The organism is Siminovitchia sp. FSL H7-0308 (assembly GCF_037980985.1).
GTDB classification, from domain to species: Bacteria; Bacillota; Bacilli; order Bacillales; family Bacillaceae_C; genus Siminovitchia; species Siminovitchia thermophila.
Map to the genome: position 1 here is coordinate 2,804,858 of NZ_CP150282.1, position 20,567 is coordinate 2,825,424.

Sequence of the window (20,567 nt, forward strand, 5' to 3'; positions counted from 1 at the left end):
CCGATTAAATCTAAGGAGGAATCAGAATTGAAAGCAGCAGTCGTTAATGAATTCCAACAAGAACTGGAAATAAAAGAGGTGGATATTCCAAAGCCGGAGCATGGCGAAGTGTTGATCAAAATGGAAGCGTGCGGTGTTTGCCATACCGACTTGCATGCGGCCCACGGAGATTGGCCCATTAAACCAAAGCTTCCGGTTATTCCTGGCCATGAAGGCGTGGGAATTGTTGAGCAGGTAGGACAAGGCGTAACTTCCTTGAAAAAAGGAGACCGTGTCGGGGTTCCGTGGCTTTTTAAAGCATGCGGTGAATGCGAATACTGCCTATCCGGCAATGAAACCCTCTGTCCCAACCAATTAAATGGCGGCTATTCTGCTGACGGCGCCTTTGCCGAATATTGCGTGGCACCCGCCGATTATGTGGCAAGAATTCCCGATGGTGTGGATTCCGTTGAAATTGCCCCCATATTATGTGCGGGGGTGACCACTTATAAAGCATTAAAAGTCTCCGGGGCAAAAGCGGGAGATTGGGTGGCCATTTACGGCATTGGCGGACTGGGCCATATCGCCTTGCAATATGCCAAAGCGATGGGGTTTAATGTGGTGGCGGTTGATATTAACGATGATAAACTTCAGCTTGCAAAGGAGCTGGGGGCTGATTTGACCGTTAATGGAAAAGCTTCAGACCCTGCGCAAACAATCAAAGATAAAGTCGGCGGCGTGCAGACCGCCATCAGTGTCGCAGTGAACAAAGCCGCGTTTGAGCAGGCTTATCACTCTGTCAAACGCGGCGGATCAGTTGTCTTAGTAGGATTGCCTAATGATGAAATCCCAGTGCCCATTTTTGATACCGTGTTAAATGGCGTAACTGTCAAAGGCTCCATTGTCGGTACAAGAAAAGATATGCAAGAAGCCTTGCAATTTGCTGCGGATGGAAAAGTTCGGGCTATCGTTTCCACCGCCAAGCTTGAAGACATTAATCAGGTGTTTGACAAAATGGAAAAAGGGCAAATCAATGGACGGATTGTGCTAACTTTTTAATGTATCCGTTACTTGATAAACAAGAAAAAGCGTAGCCAATGACATACTAAGGCTTTGCCATTGATAACTATAAAAAGCGGGGAGACAATGACAGCAATCCCCGGGAACCGCTTCCAACGATTGATTCGGGTAGGCAATTCCAAGGTGCATTACCCAACATCAGGCATCCGCTCATTTCATGGACGGGTGCTTTTTTCATTCAATAAGTACCTGAGCTTACGCATGCTTATATTCAAACGCTTGGCTGCATCCTGTCTGTTTCCGATCGTTGCCCTCAGCATTTTCATGACGAATGCACGGCCGATTTCACGTTCCAGCTCTTTTACGTTGTGCAGAATCATTTCCATTTCGACTTTGTCTTCACTTTTCCAAACGGCAATCATGTTATCTGTCCATTGTTGCATATATTCCTCAAAATTCTCTTCTTCAGGCTGCTTTTTTTCAACAAGACGCGGCTTGCCGATCCACATTTTTTCCGGCAAGTGTTTAGGGGTGATGATGTGGCTGTCTTCATCCATAACCGTTAATGCCCGCTTGATAACATTGGATAATTCCCTTACATTCCCCGGCCAATCGTATTGCTCGAATATGGCGGCCGTTTCTGCACTTAACTGGAAGACAGTTCCCGCCTGTTCCAACAAATGATTTGCAATCAGCTGAATGTCTTCCTTCCTTTCCCGCAAAGGAGGGATGACCAACTTCACAACATCCAACCGATACAAGAGATCTTCCCGGAATGTTTTGCTTTTGACCGCTTCTGCGAGAGCGACATGCGTGGCCGAAATAATCCGGGTGTTTGTTTTTTGTATTTTTTCACCGCCGACCCGCATAAATTCACCTGTCTCCAATATACGCAGCAGCTTCACCTGTGTGGCAAGCGAAGCCTCACCAATTTCATCCAAGAACAATGTCCCTTTTCCCGCCAGTTCAAACACGCCTTTTCTTTCTTTGAGCGCACCTGTAAAAGCGCCCTTATCGTGGCCGAACAGTTCGCTTTCCAGCAGTGTGTCAGATAAAGCGCCGCAGTTAATGCCGATAAAAGGCTGTTCATTCCGCTTACTCGCTTGGTGAATGAAATGAGCCAACAGTTCCTTTCCCGTCCCTGTCTCACCCTCAATGAGAACATTGATATGTTTGGGGGCGATTTTATACGCAAGAGCGAGAAGACGCTTCATCATTTCACTATTTCCCGTCACAATGCCGCTCTTTTTAGCCAGTACTTGAATATCACTTTCCGCCATGGTTGTTTTGTTTTTCAACAGATGGTCAATGGTTTTTTCCAATACATCTAAATCGGCAAACGGCTTTTCAATAAAGTCGTTGGCACCAAGCTTAATTGCTTCTACAGCCACTTTTATCGTACTATATCCGGTCATAACGATCGTTTTGCACACAGGCATTTGTTCCGTTATCTCTTTTAAAATATCCAATCCGCTCGCATCGGGCAGCTTCACATCGATCAACGCCAAGTGGTAGGACTGCTGCCGAAATAACCGTTGAAAATCTTTCCCGTTATATGCTTTGTATACTTCTAAGTTTTTTTCTTTTAAAAAATAACTTAAAAAATTGGCGACTTCTCGATCGTCATCCACTATCAATATATTGGCCACAATCCTACACCACCTTTTATGCAGGGTCCTTTTTGACCGGCAAACGAAGAGTGAAAACACTCCCAATCCCCGGTTCGCTTTTGACATCAATCGTCCCGCCATGAGCTTCCGCAATACCAAGGCTGACTGATAGACCAAGTCCTGTTCCTTTCAAAGCTTCTTTCGTCGTATAAAACGGATGGAATATTTCCTTCATTCTTTTTGAATCAATTCCCGGCCCATTATCACTGACCGATAGGGCAACCCCTTCCGGGCTGCTTACCGTTCGAATGACGATTTTTTTGTCATTCTGCCTCGCTGTCTCATCCAGCGCATCCCTGGCATTTAAAAGCAAGTTGATGATAATCTGCTCAAGCTGTTGGATGCTGCCATCGACAAGAGGAATATCGGGATCGAGTCTCACTTTTACATCAATATGGCTCTGGCGAATTTGATACCCGACGAGACTAAGTACTTGTTCAACCGCCTCGTTGAGGGAACAAGTTTGGAATAAGTATTCGTCCTGTCTGGAAAAAGTGAGCAAATTCCGAATAATATCTTGACATCTTTTGCTGCATTTCAAAACATCTGCCAGCAATTCATGCGAAGGATGACCTTTATCCGCTTTCCGCAGCAATAACTGAGTGTTTCCTAAAATCGCCGTCAAGGGATTGTTCAACTCATGGGCCACTCCCGCAGCCATTTCACCAAGAGCCGCCAGCTTGCCGGATTGCATCATCCGCGCCTCAAAATGGCGTTTTTCGGTCACATCTTTTATATAGGCGATCACCCCGTACATGTCATCTTTTTCGTTTATGATCGGGTATGTATGCACTTCACAAATCGTCTGGCCAAACATTGTTATTTCCCGATAGGCAGTCCTTTTCGTCTTCAAAGTTTCATAAAGCGGACTTTCCTCTTTCATCTGCTCTCCATACAGCAAATTGTCCAATGTGTAATCGGCGGCCTCCACCCCATCCAAACGGAAAAAAGAAGATGCCGCTCCGTTGCACCGCAAAATGCTTCCGTTTACATCGACTAACATAATCGGATCTGCCACCGCAAGAAATGTCTGCTCCCATTCTTTCTTGCTATTCAATACTTCGTTATATAAACGGACATTCTCAATGCATACTGCCAATTGGTCCGAAAACTGCTGTAAAAACACAAGATCTTCTTTGTCATATGCTGATTGCCGCTCACTCCCCAGACTTAAAACACCGATAATCCGCCCTTTGCCATAAAGGGGAAAAACAAGCACTTCGCGCAAACTTAATTTTTCAAAAGCCACTATTTCCGTGTACGTTTCCCGATCATCCGCATTCACAAAATACACCTGCGAAATACCAGACTCCGCCACCTTCCAATAAAGGGACTTTTCCTTAGGTATCGCACTCCCGATATCAACATGGGCGTAATCACGCGGATATACATTTGTCAGTATCAGTTTGCCGCTTTTAAAAATGGACAAACTCAATCTCTTAAGAGGAAATATTTTCCGCAATTTTTCCAGTATGTTTTTCAGCATGGCGTCCATTGACATATCAATATTAAAGCTTCGCATCACTTCATTGATGATCTCAAGCTGTGTATTTTTCTTCTTCATTTCATCAATCGTTTTTTTGAGTTCCGTATAATAATTGATTTTCGATGAGGAAACCCCGACAAGCCGTTCAATCAACTGCTGTCTGTCTGACATTAGATGCCCTCCTATAATGCGAGTTTAAACAACCTTTCCACATCTGCCGCTGTGATGTCACGGGGGTTGGTAATCATGCAAGCATCTTCTATTGCGACTTGCCCGATAATGGCCGCATCCGAATTTTGCAACCCCATGTCCGATAACCGCTGAGGCGCCCCGATATCCAGCGACAGTTGCTTGACATATTCGATCGCTTTTTTCCCTGAATGGCGGCCGTCTTCGCCAAACAGCTCCGCAATCTGATAAAACTTTTCCGGACAAGCCAAATAATTAAATTCCATGACGTAGGGCAGTAAAATGGCATTTACATCACCGTGCGGCAGAAGAAATCGTCCCCCGATCGCATGACTCATGGCGTGGACTGCCCCAAGAATCGCGTTCGAGAAAGCCAAACCGGCCTGTACGCTTGCCATGGCCATTTTTTCTTTCGCTTCTTTATTCATTTTGGAAGCGACAGACGGCCGTAAATATTGCGCTACGAGCGAAATCGCACTTTTTGCCTGTACGTCCGTCAAGGGAGTTGCCGCAATGCTGACGAATGATTCGATTGCATGCGTCAACACATCCAATCCTGTTGTCGCCGTTAAGTGGGGACTTTTCGTCATCAATGTCTGGGGATCCACTATGGCAATATCAGGGACAAGGGATTTGGAAATGATCGTCAATTTTTTCTTTTTCTCCGAATCCGTTATAATTGAAAATTGGGATACCTCGGAACCTGATCCGGCAGTCGTCGCGACCATCACTTGGGGAGGAAGAGGAAATACGATTTTGTCCACTCCTTCATAATCATGAATGCTTCCGCCATTTGTGGCAACGATGGCAATGGCCTTCGCCACATCAATGGGACTGCCGCCGCCAACCCCGACAATGGCATCACACTCCTCTTCCAAATATATTTGTACACCCCTATCCACCTCATCATCTTTGGGATTCGTTGTGATATCCGAAAAAATGACATAGGGAAGCCCGGCATTTTTACAACTGTCTAGTACCTGCTCGAACCAGTTCAAAGCCAGAACCCCCGGATCCGTCGTAATAAACACTTTCCTGGCACCAAGCCTTGCGCAGCTCTCGCCCACCCGCTTAATGGAATCGCTTCCAATAATAAGTTCCGGCATGACGAATTTATTAATCTTCATAAGCGGGCGATCCTCTCCCTCAACTCTTTTATACTATTATAACAGGTATTTTTCTTGACCACCGCATAAAAATTCCAGACAAGTTGCTCTCCATGAATCAAAATGTAAATCGCGACGTTTTCAACTTGAAGCATACTTATATACGTTGAGTTGATCTTATACCTGTCGACCCGGTTGCTGTTTGTAAAAAATACACCGACTCATGTCATGGCTTATTAAGACGAAGTTAAAAGCAAAGCCGCAACTTCGGAGGAAGCCTCAAAAGCTGCGGCCATTTGCTTGCGGCTATTATATTTCTGTACCTAAAAAGAATATACCATCATTTGGCCCTCAAAAAAAAGTTCTATTTGGCATGCAAAAGGGAGAGCTCCCCCCAATAGGTCATCCGATAAGTGAAAAGCCGACATGTTGGACAGCCTCTATGTGAATCTACAGAATCCATTCTTTTACATAGGAAAAAATAACATTTCCTATGAGAAATTTTAAAGCGATGATGATGAAGAGTCCCATTAACAAAACCATTCCTGCTTTCTTGTTATTAGCCATGCGAATCCTCCTTATTCTTCAAACGATAAATTGATAGGTTCATCCAATAACTCGCTGGTGAACTCTAAGTTTGTTGTAGGTGTATTGTGGTCAACTTCTTCAAATGTTATTTCATCCACCCAAACATGGCCTTTCCCTGAAAGCAATACGCCGAAAGCAATGACCGCACTATTTTCCGGCACATCCAAAACAATGGCGTAATGGTTCCATTCATTGTCTCCCTTTATCGGACGATCACTCATATTATCAAATTGCAAGACATCTTGGAGATGGTCATCAACCCGCATCCATAATCCGCAAAATCCATCCACTCCTTTTGATTTGATAAAACCGGAGAGCTTTAATCTTTTCCCCAAATATTTATCCGCTTTGAATTCCTGCATCATCGTTGCAAACTCCCCAACTTCTTCTACAGTGACAGATTTTAAATACCCCGATGCTTGCCCTTTATGGAATATCTCTCTGTCAATCCCCATTTCATAATGAAATGGATGACTACCGCTTAATTGCCATCCTTTTAATAATTGGTCATTTTTCAACTTCATTTCCTCCTTTTGAAATAGCAATTTACCCATGATTTTCCGATATTGGCCCGGTGGCAAATGATAATACTTTTTAAAAGAGCGAGTGAAAGACTCTTGTGATTCAAAGCGATAAAAAAGAGCAATGTCGATGATTTTTTCATCCGTATACAGCAATAATGTAGCAGAATTGGCAATGCGCCGATAGCGCACATACTCGGAAATAGATACACCCACTTCACGGAGAAAAATCCGGTGATAATGATATTTGGAAAAACCAGCCTGCCGGGCGATCCTGTCTAACGATAAATCTGTCTGTAAATGATTCTCGATATAATGAATCGTTTTTTGAATTATGGGGTTGTAGCTCATCACCGTGCCTCCTTGACTATAAGATAACAAAAAGAACGAAAGACTTTTTGACATAAATTGCTCTCTTTTGAAAAGGAAAGCTGGGAATTGCTATTCATACAAATCGTGAAAATAAAACCGCGTGAAATCAAGATATTTCCATTTGATTTCATGCGGCATGTTCATCTTATAGGGTATTGTCGCCTACATTCTTCCGGACTTGAAAATCGAGTAGATCATAAATAAAAACATAAGTGTAGCCACGACCGAACCTATTTCAATTGCAGGAAGCCTGAATAAAAAGGCCGTTTTGTCAGCAATAGCGGTCCCGATGATTAAGCCGACCATTAAAATACTAAAAGAAAGCAAAATGATACTAAAAGAAAGCCGATTGCTGATTTTATCCAATCTTTGCAGAAAAGTTTGCAACTCTTTTATATTGATATCAAATCGGAGTCTGCCTTTTTTGACGGTTGTCGAGATTTCTTTTAAGTCCTTCGGCAGATCCCTGATGACTTCAATATTCTCAATCATATCCTCAAAAGACCTGCTCAGAATATGTTTTGGGCTGAACCTTTGTTTCATCAATTTTTTGCCGAATGGCTCAACCGCCCTCATGACACTGAATTCCGGATCCAGTGTTGAGATAATCTCCTCCATCGTCAAGATCGCCTTGCCGAGAATCGCAATTTCGGTCGGAATCCTCACCCGATGCCTATAAGCGATGGCGAACACATCGGTAAGCGCTGCCCCCATGCTGATTTCCTTAAAAGCAGTATCATAATATTTGCTGATCAAGCGCTCCAAATCATACTGAAGTTCGTGTGCATCCGTATCCCCGTCAAGCAAATCCATCGCAGCAAATGTCTTGATCATCCCCTTGGCGCTTCCTTGCTGGAGATTCATTAGAAGAGAGGCAAAGTGATACTTCAAATCCTCCTTCAACTGCCCCACCATCCCAAAATCCAAATAGGCAACAACATTATCGGGTAAAACATAAATATTTCCGGGATGCGGGTCCCCATGGAAAAAACCGTGCTCCAACACTTGGCTGAACATCGAATCGGCCAGCCGTCCTGCAATCAGTTTCCGGTCATATCCTGCTTCATCCAACTTTTCCACGTGCGTCACTTTAATCCCTTTGATTAATTCCATCGTAAGAACTTTCTTAGATGAAAAGTCCCAGTAAATTCGTGGAATATGGATAGACGACTCATTTACAAATTGCCTCGCAATACGTTCTCCATTACGACCCTCCACTTCGTAATCCAGCTCATCGCGCAAAGAAGCGGAGAACTCTTCGATCATTTCACGAATCCGGTACCGCCTGGCCAGCTCCATCCTTTTTTCGACTCCTCTGGCCAAATCATGCAAAATGTCCAAATCGGTTTCAATGATCGACTGGATGTCAGGCCGCTGAATTTTCACAGCCACTTTTTCACCCGTGAAAAGCTGCGCAACGTGTACCTGTCCGATCGAAGCAGTCGCAAGGGGCGTTTGCTGAAATTCTTGAAAAAGATTTTCAAGAGTATCCCCGAGCTCCAACTCTACGATTTCAACCACTTTTTCATAAGAAAAAGGAACGACATCATCCTGAAGCCTCTCCAGTTCGGCAGTAATCTCTTCCGGAATCAAATCCCGGCGTGAACTCGCGATCTGCCCCAGCTTGATAAAAGTCGGTCCCAATCCCTGCAAAGTCGTACGAAGTCTGATCCCCAAATCCTTCATATTTTCTTTTGCATCCCGTGACTTTCCAGTACGATCAATCAAACCAATACGAAACAACAAATGACCGAGTCCATTTTTTAAAAAAGCGTTGATAATTTCTTGATAACGCTGGGTGTGTTTTATTCTTCTCCCAAACACCTTCTTCCCCTCCAGCAGCAAATATTAAAAATAAGGTTGCTTTCATTATAAAGTGAATCTTCATTCAGCAGGCGTTTTCTTCCATCTCCTACTGAATGTTAGTTGAACCAATCGGGCATGTAGGTGCCGTTTCTCCCACTTAGACCTTTTGTATTCACTCAAGATTTTGAATTGTGGGAGTCTTGCGCACCTTACAAGCGGGATAAAAAACCGAAATGTGATTGCAAAACTTCCATTTTAGCGCATAAATGCGCTTCAAAATTACATTTTGCCTGATTGACTATGCCCAAAGCAATTGTATAATAAAGGCATACGAACATAAATAGAGAGGGGGTAATAATGTGGAACAAAAACTCGATTTGATTATCAATGAGCTGCAAGTTTTGAATAAGAGGGTTTCGACCGTAGAAGAAAGAATGGCCACAAAGCAAGACCTGAAAGCCGTTGAAGAAAGAATGGCCACGAAACAAGACCTGAAAGCCGTTGAAGAAAGAATGGCCACGAAACAAGACCTGAAAAACGTTGAAGAAAGAATGGCCACAAAGCAAGACCTGAAAGCCGTTGAAGAAAGAATGGCCACAAAACAAGACTTGAAAGCCGTTGAAGAAAGAATGGCCACAAAACAAGACCTGAAAAACGTTGAAGAAAGAATGGCCACAAAGCAAGACTTGAAAGCCGTTGAAGAAAGAATGGCCACAAAACAAGACTTGAAAGCCGTTGAAGAAAGAATGGCCACAAAACAAGACCTGAAAGCCGTTGAAGAAAGAATGGCCACGAAACAAGACCTGAAAAACGTTGAGGTAAGAATCAATTCCGTTGAGGACAAACTGTCAGCAAAAATCAATCATGTCGAGCAGAAGCTCGATCGACTGTCAGAAAAAGTCGATGATCACCATATAGAAAGCATTAATGCTGATAATATTTTATTAAATGAAATTAGGACTCAAGAATCCGGATTGTATTCTTCCAAAATGAGCATATTGGCCCAAAAATAGACAGAAACACCCGAAAACCGCATAGCCCTATTTTACGAAAACAGATCAGAGGCTGTATGATTGTAGGAGTTTAGTTGGTTTATTTTTAAGTGCAAATATCTTTCTTTTCTGAATATACAACCATCATTTCCAAGTCATGTTTTGTCCCTTCTATTTTGCAGATTCTCGCTGACAGACGGAAAAACAACTTTGATCCGCGTGAGATTTATTGCTTTGCCTCTTGATACAATTCAATCGGCACTGCCAATCCAACCTTCCCGTAAACATCATGTTTCATCGTCGCAAATACCACTCCTATCACTTGGCCATTGTCATCAATGACCGGGCTGCCACTGTTTCCCCGGTAAACCGGAGCTTTTATTACGATGACTTCCTCCTCCCAATCATTTAACAGAATCGAATCGACGATGGTTCCTTCATTCACAATGCCGTGAAAACGGAGAGGATTCCCGATAAATGTAATCATATCATTCTTACTCATGTAAGCTGGCTGTTCCGCCAATTTAAGAAAAGGCAAGTTTTCACCTTTGACTTTTAACAAAGCTAAATCTATCTCTTCGTAAGTGTCCACCACGTCCGCCATATATACGCCCTCCTCGGGAAAATCAACTTGTACCTGTTCATTTCCTTCGATCACGTGATAGTTGGTTAACATGAATCCATTGCTCGAAATAGAAAAGCCCGTTCCCTTGCTATCCCCCGCTGCAATAGTGACGACTGATTTTTTATATGATTGAATGTTTTCATTCGCCGACAGCCTGGCGGACGCTGTCAAAAATTCAATGGCGGGTATGGAGTAAGTTTGAAAAATGAAAGAAAAAGTGCTGAAAAGGAAAATAACCGATATCATCCAAAATAGCCACCTTGGAAAACGGCGGACCGGCTTTTCCGCTTCTTTTTCGAGTGCAGCTTTACGAATTGCTTCCTCTTGGGCATCGTGAACCAGCTTGCTCATTTCCTCTTCGTCCAACTGCTCGAACAAATCGCTGTCAACTGTATTTTTTCTTTCCTCCATGCACTCCCACACTCCTCCGTTTCATTGTAGCATACGGGCTTTTCTGAAACTAAAAAAGAAACGAATCCATATAACATGAACTCGTTCCTATTATTCGGCCTGACATTTTTTCATAAAAGCTTCATCCGTTTGGGGCGGTTTTGCCCGTTTCATGAATAACGCCAAAAGCAACGCGACAGCCGCAATGAAAGTTGAGACTAAAAATGAGAATGTGATTCCGTCCAATGTTGCTTGCTGTGTCAACTCCTTCATTACCTCGGGATTATTTAATGACTTTCCGGATGCTGCAGCGGCGTCTGCAAGCTCATGACCCTTTGTTTCCATTCTGTTGTTCATCACTGTAACAAGAACTGCCGTTCCAATAGCTCCTGAAATTTGCTGCAATGTATTGTTCATCGCGGTACCATGGGGGTTGGCTGACATCGGCAGCTGATTTAATCCATTCGTCATTACCGGCATCATCACTAGAGACATCCCCAGCATGCGAATCGTATAGAGAAGCATAATAAGGTAAAATCCGGTGTCCACAGTAAGTTTATGGAATAAATATGTTGTAATCACTGTAATAGCAAGACCGATTGATGCTATAATCCGTGCCCCGTATTTATCAAAAAGCCTTCCTGTAATCGGAGACATGATTGCCATTAAAATCGCTCCTGGAAGCATTAATAACCCTGCATGGAATGGCGAAATCCCCCTCACTGTCTGCACATAAATCGGAGTTAAAATCATTCCCGAGAACATGGACGCGGAAACAACAACCATGATAACTGAAGATAAGGCAAACACAGGGTATTTATAGATCCTGAATTCCAGCATCGGATCTTCCATGCGAAGCTGACGAAAGATAAAAGCTATAATCGCGGCCGCTCCGACAATAATGGTTCCATACACTTCCAAAGCACCCCATCCTTTATCGCCGGCCGTACTGAATCCATACAGAAGACTGCCAAAACCAATGCTTGATAAAATGAGTGACAAAACATCGACTTTCATATCGCGGTTTGGGGTAATATTTTTTAATTTAAAGAAACCAATCGTTAGAGCCAGTACAGCAAAAGGAAGGATAATTTCAAAAAGTGTCCGCCAACTGTAATGTTCCACTACCCAGCCTGATAGTGTCGGCCCAATGGCGGGAGCGGCCATAATCACAAGACCAAACATTCCCATTGCGGCCCCCCGCCTTTCCACCGGGAAAGAGGCAAGCATGACGTTCATAAGAAGCGGCATCATCATTGCGGAACCTGAAGCCTGAATCATCCTTCCCGCTATGAGTACGCCAAAAAAAGGTGCAAAAGCGGCAAGTGCCGTTCCCAATGTAAACAAAGACATAGCTGTCAAAAACAATTTGCGGTTCGTAAATTTTTGAATAAAAAATGCACTTGCCGGAATGAGAATGCCATTTACGAGCATATATCCATTCGTAAGCCATTGCGCGATGGCTGGTTTTACATTGAATTCCTCCATAATGGTCGGAAGCGCCACATTCAATAATGTATTATTCAAAAAAGCCACAAACGCGCCGAAAAAAAGTATGGCAATCATGCCATATGGGGGTTTTTTATGTAATTCTTGTATATCCATTCCATTTCCCATCCTTTATCATGCAACCCTGTTCATTTACCTTTCAAATTTTATACTCTATGTTTCACATTTTATACTCCATGTTCAATTTATTCAACAGAAAATTGTCACACAAGAAAACCCTTGATAACTAAAGGGATGATAGCTATTATAAAAATTATACTACTAGTCTAAAGGTGATAAATAAATGAATGCTCGTAAGCACCGTGTCTTATTAACAGCACAGCGGCTTTTTATAGAAAAAGGCTTTGCCGCCACTTCTGTCCAAGATATATTGGACGAATCAGGCATATCAAAAGGAACGTTTTATAACTATTTCTCTTCTAAAAACGAATGTCTGATGGCTATACTTATTCATGCATATGAAGTTGCCACCGCTCGAAGACATGAACTTATGATTGGAATAGACCGCTCCGATAAAGATGTCTTTATCCAACAGATTGCCATCAGGTTCGAGGTGAATCGCGAGTACCAATTGGTGCCCCTTTTCGAAATCATTTTCCATTCCAAGGACCCTGAATTAAGAAACTTTATCCAAAAACATCACTTAACTGAACTTTCTTGGCTTTCACAAAGATTGGTTGACATCTATGGACAGGAATCAGCACCATACTCCTTGGATTGTGCTATTATGATCGTTGGAATGTTACAGCATTTTATTAACATGTGGGTGACGGGTTTAAAAGAAGAGTTGGATACCCATAAACTCATCCGCTTCATCATGCGCAGAACGGATGCCATTATGGATAATATGATTCATGCCGATGATCAACTGCTCGGGGAACGTCTATTTTTACCACGCAGAAAAAATCTGACTGAAGATACGCTTACTAAGGAACGAATACTTGAAAGACTTTCAAATTTCGCCAAATCGCTTGGTAATAATCATAAAAGTAAACAATATATCGAATTTCTTATGGAGGAAATAAATTCAGGACACCCGAGAGAATTTCTGCTAGAAACCATCCTCCGCGCCTTAAGAGAAACCTTTACAGGCACCCCTATGGAATTAGAAGCCAAAGAAATGGCGTACATTATATACAATTACGCAAGCTCTTTGCCCAGCGACAATATAGGGGGGAAAAAGCGCTAAAGAAAACACGTTCAACCAAAGGAAAATGGATACTTGGTTTTTTGGGGGGAAATTCATTTTTTGCTGGCTTCAAGGGGGAAGCTTCTTTTTTTGCCAAGTTATTGGAAATGAAATGTATGAGTAACCGCTTTGATAACCTTACACTTTGGAAATACGGAATCGGATTGAAAAATAGCCCCCTCTTGCTTAATGAAGAAATCGATCATGATTGTGGACAATCACAGTCATTCGTGAAAAACTTAGTATTTCATTCCCTGTATATTTCATCTGTTTTTACAAACGATATTTTCTACAGATTGTAAAAGCAAAGGGTGAAATAACTCATGAAACGTTTTTTGCTGTTGTCTTTCCTGTTCTTACTATGTGCCAGCATTGGTCCATTTAACAAGCCAGTACAATCACACGTTCACCAGGTAAAGACGCAGCCCTTGTCTGCGCCTGACCAGCCTGTTGTTTGGCCAAGCTCTAAAAGTTTTAAAAATAAATACCAAAATACATTTCTAATGAGAGGACCGGGAACAAAACGTGAAGTCGCTTTAACTTTCGATGATGCACCCGATGATATTTTCACACCTACAATATTGGATATTTTAAAAGAAAAAGATGCCAAAGCCACCTTTTTCCTTGTAGGGTTTCGAATTGAAAAGTACCCGGAAGTTGTAAAGCGTATTGTGCAGGAAGGGCATGCCATTGGTAATCATTCGTACAACCACCCGAACTTTTTGAAACTAACTGATGCGGATTTCCGGAATCAAATCATCAGAACAGACCAACTGATCATTCCGTTTACAGGATTTGCACCAACCCTTATTAGACCGCCTTATGGAAACATAAGTGAAAAACAAATTGAATGGCTGGCAGCAAAAAACAAGATCGTTGTGAACTGGGATGTAGACTCTCTCGATTGGAAAGGAATAAACGCAGAACAAGTGGCAGGCAATATTCTCCCAAACGTTAGTCCCGGATCGATTGTGTTACAGCATTCCGGGACAGGAGAAGGCGGGGATTTGTCCGGAACAGTCCATGCACTGCCAAATATTATTGATGAACTCAGAAAAAAAGGGTATAAACTTGTTACAGTTCAAGAAATGCTTAATATGAATCACAAACAATGAAATTCCCCCGGAAAAAGTCAAGAATTGGTATGCTCCCCCTTTAAGTAAACAGGTAAAAAAACCGGATACTTTAAAGGGGGCATTTTTATCCCGCATGTAAGGTGCCATATACACCACTTCAAGACCTGAGTTGATATAGAAGGTCTAAGTGGGAGAAAACGGCACCTAAATGCCCGATTCGTTCAACTAACATTCAGCAGGATAGGAGCCCTACTGAATGAAGTTTCACTTTATGTCATCACGAAGCTTGACTCTAATCCCTCCACTTCTTCTCTTTTGGAGAGGTTCTCAAAAGAAAACTTTTCCTCTCCATAAAGCAAATGAAATACAGAACCAAAGCCTCACCACCTTGTAAATTTGACATGACACAGCTCAGATGTGCACTACTTACGGGCGTTTTTTCGTCTGCTCCCTAGCTTCGTCAAATTCCGAAACGATCTTCAAGTTTTACAACAGTCGTGATAAAATAATAGGCATCATAAAATAAATAGTTCCGTATACACTGAAAATAAAAGAAAAGGACATCGGGGAAAAATGATGATTGGTACAATAAAAAAGTTGATTGAGGACACTCTCTTTGCTGTCGGCATGGACGTGGAAATCAAGCACGAGCAATGCGGAATCAATATGAGCTATAATTTCATTCTCCATTACATCGGATTTGACGCAAACCGAATCCAGGTCGCCCTGAGAGATACCAAGCCCGCCGTCACACTCGAACAATATGTGAAGGCATTTACTTTGCATGAACTAGGGCATGCGCTGGATCGCGACGCTTTGTTTGGATCGTTAACGAGAACCATGGAGATTTACGAAATGAAGCGCGGTTATTCAAAAGAACAAAGATATTCAAATCCTGAATTGCTGGCTCTGTTACTTGAAGAACATGCGATGAATTTGGAATTTGAGGAAACAGCATGGAACAACGCCAAAAAACTCAATAGAATGTATAGAATCGTCGAATGGAACGTTTTTGAACAGATTAAGCGACATGGGCTCATGACTTATCAACAAGCTTACCAAAAAGATGTAAACATATACGAACAGCTTTTGTCCGCTCAATCTGACATTGCCTAATTGCAGGCTGCTCCCATTTTGCCGCTTATAGCAATGGTGAGCAGCTTTCTTTTATGAATCCCCCTCCCTCATTCCCTTGTTAGCGCAGACTCGCCAATTCACTGCATCTTCTTCGCCTCACTTCGCATGTTCAAGAATGAGACTACAAACCTGCTGACCATTTATCCCGCATGTAAGGTGCCGTAAAACTCCCACTTCAAGATCTTGAGCGAATACAAAAGGTCCAAGTGGGAGAAAACGGCACCTATATGCCCGATTGGTTCAACTAACATTCAGTAGGAGAAACGCCTACTGAATGAAGTTTCACTTTATCCCGCATGTAAGGTGCCGTAAGACTCCCACTTAAAATCTTGAGCGAATACAAAAGGTCCAAGTGGGAGAAAACGGCACCTATATGCCCGATTGGTTCAACTAACATTCAGTAGGAGAAACGCCTACTGAATGAAGTTTCACTTTATCCCGCATGTAAGGTGCCGTAAGACTCCCACTTCAAAATCTTGAGTGAATACAAAAGGTCCAAGTGGGAATAAACGGCACCTAAATGCCCAATTGGTTCAACTAACATTCAGTAGGAGAAACGCCTACTGAATGAAGTTTCACTTTATATGGAAGTTCCATGAATAAGAATGACTAGCAAGAGTTTCCCTGCGCAATGCTTTACGAAGAAAAAACCAAAAGCAGAAAAGAAGAAAGCTTCTTCCTGCTTTGGCTACCATATTTTATTTTTCAAAAGCTTTCCGATCGATTTCTCCTTCAGTACCCGCTACAACAACGGCTGCTGAAGCATCTCCCACTATATTGACCGTTGTGCGGAACATATCGAGGATCCGATCAATCCCAGCTATTACAGCAATGCCTTCCAACGGCAAGCCAATAGCGCCCAATACCATTGCAAGCATGATCATGCCTGCCCCGGGAACGCCGGCGGTTCCAATGGAAGCCAATACAGTTGTGATAACTACCGTAACAATTTGCATGAAGGTTAATTCCAAATTGTAAAACTGCGCGATAAAGAGAACGGCAACCCCTTGATAAATAGCGGTCCCATCCATATTAATAGTAGCACCGAGCGGAAGGACAAAACTGCTTATTTTATTGGATACCCCCAAGTTTTCTTGCGTATTTTTGATCGTGACCGGCAGTGTTCCGGCACTGCTTGCAGTACTAAAGGCGACAATCGCCGCGGGTGAAATGCCTTTAAAGAAAGCCAAAGGACTCATCTTTGCAAACATTTTTACAGAAACAGAATATACCGCAATGGCATGTAATAGACAGGCGATCCCGACTGCGATAATAATTTTCAGCAACGGCAATAATACTTGGGCTCCATATTCTCCAATGATGGGGGCGACCAGCCCCAATATTCCAATCGGCGCAAAACGCATCACAATACCCGTTATCCGAAACATGACTTCAGCAAACCCATCAAAAAATCGGTAAACAGGCTCCGCTTTATCCCCGACAAGCGTGATCGCCAAACCAATGAAAATGGCAAAGAAAATAATTTGTAAAATATTTCCTTCTGTTAAAGCCATAAATGGATTTTCCGGAACAATGTTCAGAAAGGTTTGGATGACGCCCTCTGTTTCATTGACTTCCACTTCTTTTTTCGGAACCTCAATAGACAGCCCTTTTCCGGGAGAAACAATAAATGCCGTACCCAGGCCGATCACAATAGCGACAGCAGTTGTAATTAAATAATAGCCGATTGTTTTTGTTCCCACCCGTCCCAATGATTTAGGGTCACCAATGCTGGCAACTCCAATGACGAGTGTAGACAATACCAATGGTGCAATAATAAATTTAATCAGCCTTAAAAATAAATCTCCCAAAGGTTTTATCACTTCAATGGATTGTCCAAAAATGAGACCAAGTATTATAGCGGTTACAAAAGCGATTAAAATTTGTGTGAGAAGATTCATTTTAAATAATTTCATATGTATCCCCTATCCCTATGTAAGCTCTACATAAATTATTATGAAGTATTCTTGCGGCAAAGAGACATCTCTGCCGCAATCGATCATTGCATTGTCATTCATTGTTGCCATTTTTCAATCAAATAGTTGGAATCACTCATGAGCCGATTATAAACCGCATCTGATATAAATCCGCTTTCTTTCTGTTGAGCAAGCAGTAATTTAAAGCTCTTCAAATGGTTCACAACCTTGTTCGCCTGCTCCTTTTCCTCATAATGGTTTACAGCGATCAAATGCGTTTTTAAGGAGCGTGCCGCCTCATCGCCCGTAATCTCACCTTCTTTAGCATAATGCTCAACAAGAGCCAACATATCGGATACATGTGACGTCCAATATTTTGGCAGTTTGAGAAAATCATCGCCATTCAAGCGATTAATAGAATGATCGGCCATACGACTTGCAATGCCCCACAGCCCATTCTCGACACGGTCTATTAACTCTTGATCATAACCAAATCTTGGTTGTTGGCCGGGCATCTCGAACAACACGGTCGAGGTCCCATTAAGGGCAAAGGATGATCTGGCCTGACCGGGTAAATCCCGCTCCTCTGGATGGATATAGCGGGCGACACCAGATTCCTCTTTATCCGAAAATTCTTTTACCCCTAAAGCAGCAGCCAGCGCATACTTTCGAGATCTATCTTGATTCAATTTCGGCCAAGCAGCATACTTTGGATTGTGTTCCGGACCCAGCGGCGGATAGTCGATCGCCATCGTCACATCTTCACCTGTTTCAATCATCTGCGGAGTCCCCATATGATGAATGTCTACAAAAGCTTCCACCTCGCCAAACTCGGCTTTCAAATCAAGGTACACATCCCTGAGAATGCGGGACTCGTTTGTCAAGAAAAATCCAAAATCAGCGCCAGTTCCCGGCAGATTTTCTGGAACTGGTTCGTAGCTTACATTCGGATGAAAGTCTCGATTGATATCAAAGCCGCCATTTCTCTCATGATAGTACCAGGGAGGCATAACGCCAACTAGTTGAGGAAACGCTTCCATCACAACCGTCCAAGGGAATATATTCTGCCGTTGGGTTATCTCTGCGCCATCAACATTAAGCCGCGGGATCGCAACGATTGTAACTCCCTCCCGTACTGATTGCGCCAAGGAACTATCGCTTGTTCCAAGCGTCCTGAACATCTGGATCAATGCTTCGGGACCGCTCTTCTCGTTGCCATGTATGTTCCCATTGATCAACAGCACTTGATCACCTGTTCCCACACGAGCTGCATAGATTTCTCGCCCTTGGTAAGAGTGCCCAACCACATCGACCTGAACTTTTCCGGAACTGTCCTTTTCAATTTGATCTAAATTCTCCCTCAGTTTCTCATGGCTCATCCAGCGATCATCCATATCGACGCTATCCATTTTGTCCTGGCTTGCCAATCCGGTAAGCGGTCCCATCAGCACGAGAAGCGACATAACGACAACAATAGTCAGCTTTTTCCCAATGGTCTTCATGAGAACCTCCTCCTCGTTTCATGTAACAATCCTGGAAGTGGACATGTTTTCCCCCTGCTAAAGCTACAATCTCCCTTCTTTCAAGGCTTTCCCAAACACTTTACAAACCGTAAAGAGTATTATAAAATTCAAACTACATAAAATTACAGAAAACTACAAAAATCAAAGAGGGATCGTGTTAAAAAGGGGGGCCTAGCCATTTTAAACTTCCCTTTACGAAATAAAGAGATTTTTATACTCATGATGATGATCGTACCGCTGGCAGGCGAAATCAGCTTTTACCCTTTTAATGAATCTTTTCGGATTAGTTTTGGCACGCCGACGTTCTTCTTTTTTTTATTGCTGTTACGTAACATTCCCGCTTTTTTATCAGGTGTCATCATCGGTATTCTTGTTGTCGCATTTCGAATGACATTGGGTCTGCTTTTTTTCGGTGACGATGTTTCTGGTTTGTTTCAATTTCATTACCCTACTTTTTTTTACTATTTTACTTTCGGATGCTTTTTTCAATTGTTAAGAGTAAACCACAATCATCACTCCTTACTCTTGGGCTTTCTTGGAATCATCCTTGAAATGTTGGCAAGCACTGCTGAATTAGCCTTTCAATATATTGCTTTCAGTTCAACATTTACTCTTGCGGACATGTGGAAGGTGAGCATAATCGCCATTTTTCGCAGCTACTTTACGGTCGGATTTTTTAATTTGATGAGACTTTACCAATCCCGGTTAAGGGAAGAAGAAATGAGAAAACAAAACGAACAATTGATCACACTCATAGCGACCTTATATGAAGAATCTATCCATCTCAGTAAAACCTTAATCAACAGCGAAAATATCACAAAGGAATCCTACCGTTTATACCAATCTTTGAAAAATCTCAAAAACAATAATAACCAACCCCAAATTGATCCATTATGTGAAAAGGCATTGAAAATTGCCGGTGAAACCCATGAAATAAAAAAAGATAACCAAAGAATATACATAGGTCTTTCAAAACTGATCTCGAATAAAAGCTTTTCGGAATATATGGACATAAAAGAGTTGCTCAATATCGCCGTTAAAACGAATAAAAAATATGCTCATTCACTGGGGAAAAACATTGAGTTTTTGCTTGATATACAAGGGTCACACCCCCATTATCACATATACAAAGTGCTATCCATTATAAATAATTTGATTATGAATTCCATTGAAATCATGACAGAAGCGGGGATCATAACGATATGTGTATACAGACTCTCCGATTGTGTAGAAATCAAAATCGGTGATAATGGTCCGGGCATTTCTCCAAAACGAAGGGATATCATCTTTAAACCGGGGTTTACGTCCAAGTATGACAAAAACGGCATCCCTTCTACAGGTATAGGCCTCACTTATGTCCAGGAACTGGTTGAAAGACTCGAAGGGAAAATAATGCTGCAAAGCAAACCGGAAATCAATGGCGCCATTTTTACGGTACGGCTGCCCATCCAACATTTGATACAGAAAGGATGA

At 42.5% G+C, this 20,567-nt stretch carries 15 protein-coding genes; 6 read left to right on the top strand and 9 right to left on the bottom strand.

All coding sequences use genetic code 11. The features are described from left to right. The first annotated feature begins 27 nt into the window (after positions 1–27). On the top strand, positions 28–1,038 hold the full coding sequence (gene adhP / locus MHB50_RS13410) for an alcohol dehydrogenase AdhP (RefSeq protein ID WP_077109769.1): 1,011 nt from the start codon (positions 28–30) through the stop codon (positions 1,036–1,038). Between the two features lie 176 nt (positions 1,039–1,214). On the opposite strand, the gene MHB50_RS13415 is transcribed toward adhP, so the two are convergent. The 5 genes from MHB50_RS13415 to MHB50_RS13435 all read right to left on the bottom strand — a co-directional run bounded on the left by MHB50_RS13415 (position 1,215) and on the right by MHB50_RS13435 (position 8,755). Continuing rightward, positions 1,215–2,648, bottom strand: coding sequence for a sigma-54 dependent transcriptional regulator (locus tag MHB50_RS13415; RefSeq protein WP_340083897.1), 1,434 nt, complete (start codon positions 2,646–2,648; stop codon positions 1,215–1,217). Positions 2,649–2,664: 16 nt separating this feature from the next. Beyond that, on the bottom strand, positions 2,665–4,326 hold the full coding sequence (locus MHB50_RS13420; RefSeq protein ID WP_340083898.1) for an ATP-binding protein: 1,662 nt from the start codon (positions 4,324–4,326) through the stop codon (positions 2,665–2,667). An 11-nt stretch (positions 4,327–4,337) separates the two neighbouring features. Further along, on the bottom strand, positions 4,338–5,471 hold the full coding sequence (locus MHB50_RS13425; RefSeq protein ID WP_340083900.1) for an iron-containing alcohol dehydrogenase: 1,134 nt from the start codon (positions 5,469–5,471) through the stop codon (positions 4,338–4,340). Positions 5,472–6,028: 557 nt separating this feature from the next. Then, the gene (locus MHB50_RS13430) at positions 6,029–6,910 is read right to left on the bottom strand and encodes an AraC family transcriptional regulator (RefSeq protein WP_340083902.1); all 882 of its coding nucleotides are present in this window, start codon (positions 6,908–6,910) and stop codon (positions 6,029–6,031) included. A gap of 183 nt (positions 6,911–7,093) precedes the next feature. After that, positions 7,094–8,755: an AarF/ABC1/UbiB kinase family protein gene (locus tag MHB50_RS13435; RefSeq protein ID WP_340083903.1), complete on the bottom strand. Its 1,662-nt coding sequence runs from the start codon at positions 8,753–8,755 to the stop codon at positions 7,094–7,096. Positions 8,756–9,096: 341 nt separating this feature from the next. Between MHB50_RS13435 and MHB50_RS13440 the strand changes: the two genes are divergently transcribed. After that, positions 9,097–9,750 (top strand): hypothetical protein, encoded by a 654-nt coding sequence (locus MHB50_RS13440; protein ID WP_340083904.1) that lies wholly within the window; start codon positions 9,097–9,099, stop codon positions 9,748–9,750. Positions 9,751–9,955: 205 nt separating this feature from the next. Here the strand turns inward: MHB50_RS13440 and MHB50_RS13445 are convergent, their stop codons facing one another. Next, on the bottom strand, positions 9,956–10,765 hold the full coding sequence (locus tag MHB50_RS13445; protein WP_339164172.1) for a serine protease: 810 nt from the start codon (positions 10,763–10,765) through the stop codon (positions 9,956–9,958). A 90-nt stretch (positions 10,766–10,855) separates the two neighbouring features. Continuing rightward, positions 10,856–12,349, bottom strand: coding sequence for an MDR family MFS transporter (locus tag MHB50_RS13450; RefSeq protein WP_077109761.1), 1,494 nt, complete (start codon positions 12,347–12,349; stop codon positions 10,856–10,858). Between the two features lie 187 nt (positions 12,350–12,536). Here MHB50_RS13450 and MHB50_RS13455 point away from each other — a divergent pair, with 187 nt between their 5' ends. The 3 genes from MHB50_RS13455 (at position 12,537) to MHB50_RS13465 (ending at position 15,634) form a co-directional block, all read left to right on the top strand. After that, entirely contained in the window at positions 12,537–13,442 is a 906-nt protein-coding gene (locus MHB50_RS13455) for a TetR/AcrR family transcriptional regulator (RefSeq protein ID WP_340083907.1), read from the top strand. Between the two features lie 323 nt (positions 13,443–13,765). Continuing rightward, entirely contained in the window at positions 13,766–14,557 is a 792-nt protein-coding gene (locus MHB50_RS13460) for a polysaccharide deacetylase family protein (RefSeq protein ID WP_077109759.1), read from the top strand. Positions 14,558–15,091: 534 nt separating this feature from the next. Then, positions 15,092–15,634, top strand: coding sequence for an integrase (locus MHB50_RS13465; protein ID WP_139345549.1), 543 nt, complete (start codon positions 15,092–15,094; stop codon positions 15,632–15,634). Between the two features lie 719 nt (positions 15,635–16,353). On the opposite strand, the gene MHB50_RS13470 is transcribed toward MHB50_RS13465, so the two are convergent. Together MHB50_RS13470 and MHB50_RS13475 are read right to left on the bottom strand one after the other, a co-directional pair. After that, complete coding sequence (locus MHB50_RS13470) at positions 16,354–17,571, bottom strand: dicarboxylate/amino acid:cation symporter (RefSeq protein WP_077110328.1); 1,218 nt, start codon at positions 17,569–17,571, stop codon at positions 16,354–16,356. A gap of 98 nt (positions 17,572–17,669) precedes the next feature. Further along, positions 17,670–19,073 (bottom strand): M14 family zinc carboxypeptidase, encoded by a 1,404-nt coding sequence (locus MHB50_RS13475; protein ID WP_077110329.1) that lies wholly within the window; start codon positions 19,071–19,073, stop codon positions 17,670–17,672. A 240-nt stretch (positions 19,074–19,313) separates the two neighbouring features. On the opposite strand from MHB50_RS13475, the gene MHB50_RS13480 reads away from it, so the two are divergent. Further along, on the top strand, positions 19,314–20,567 hold the full coding sequence (locus MHB50_RS13480) for an ATP-binding protein (RefSeq protein WP_077110330.1): 1,254 nt from the start codon (positions 19,314–19,316) through the stop codon (positions 20,565–20,567).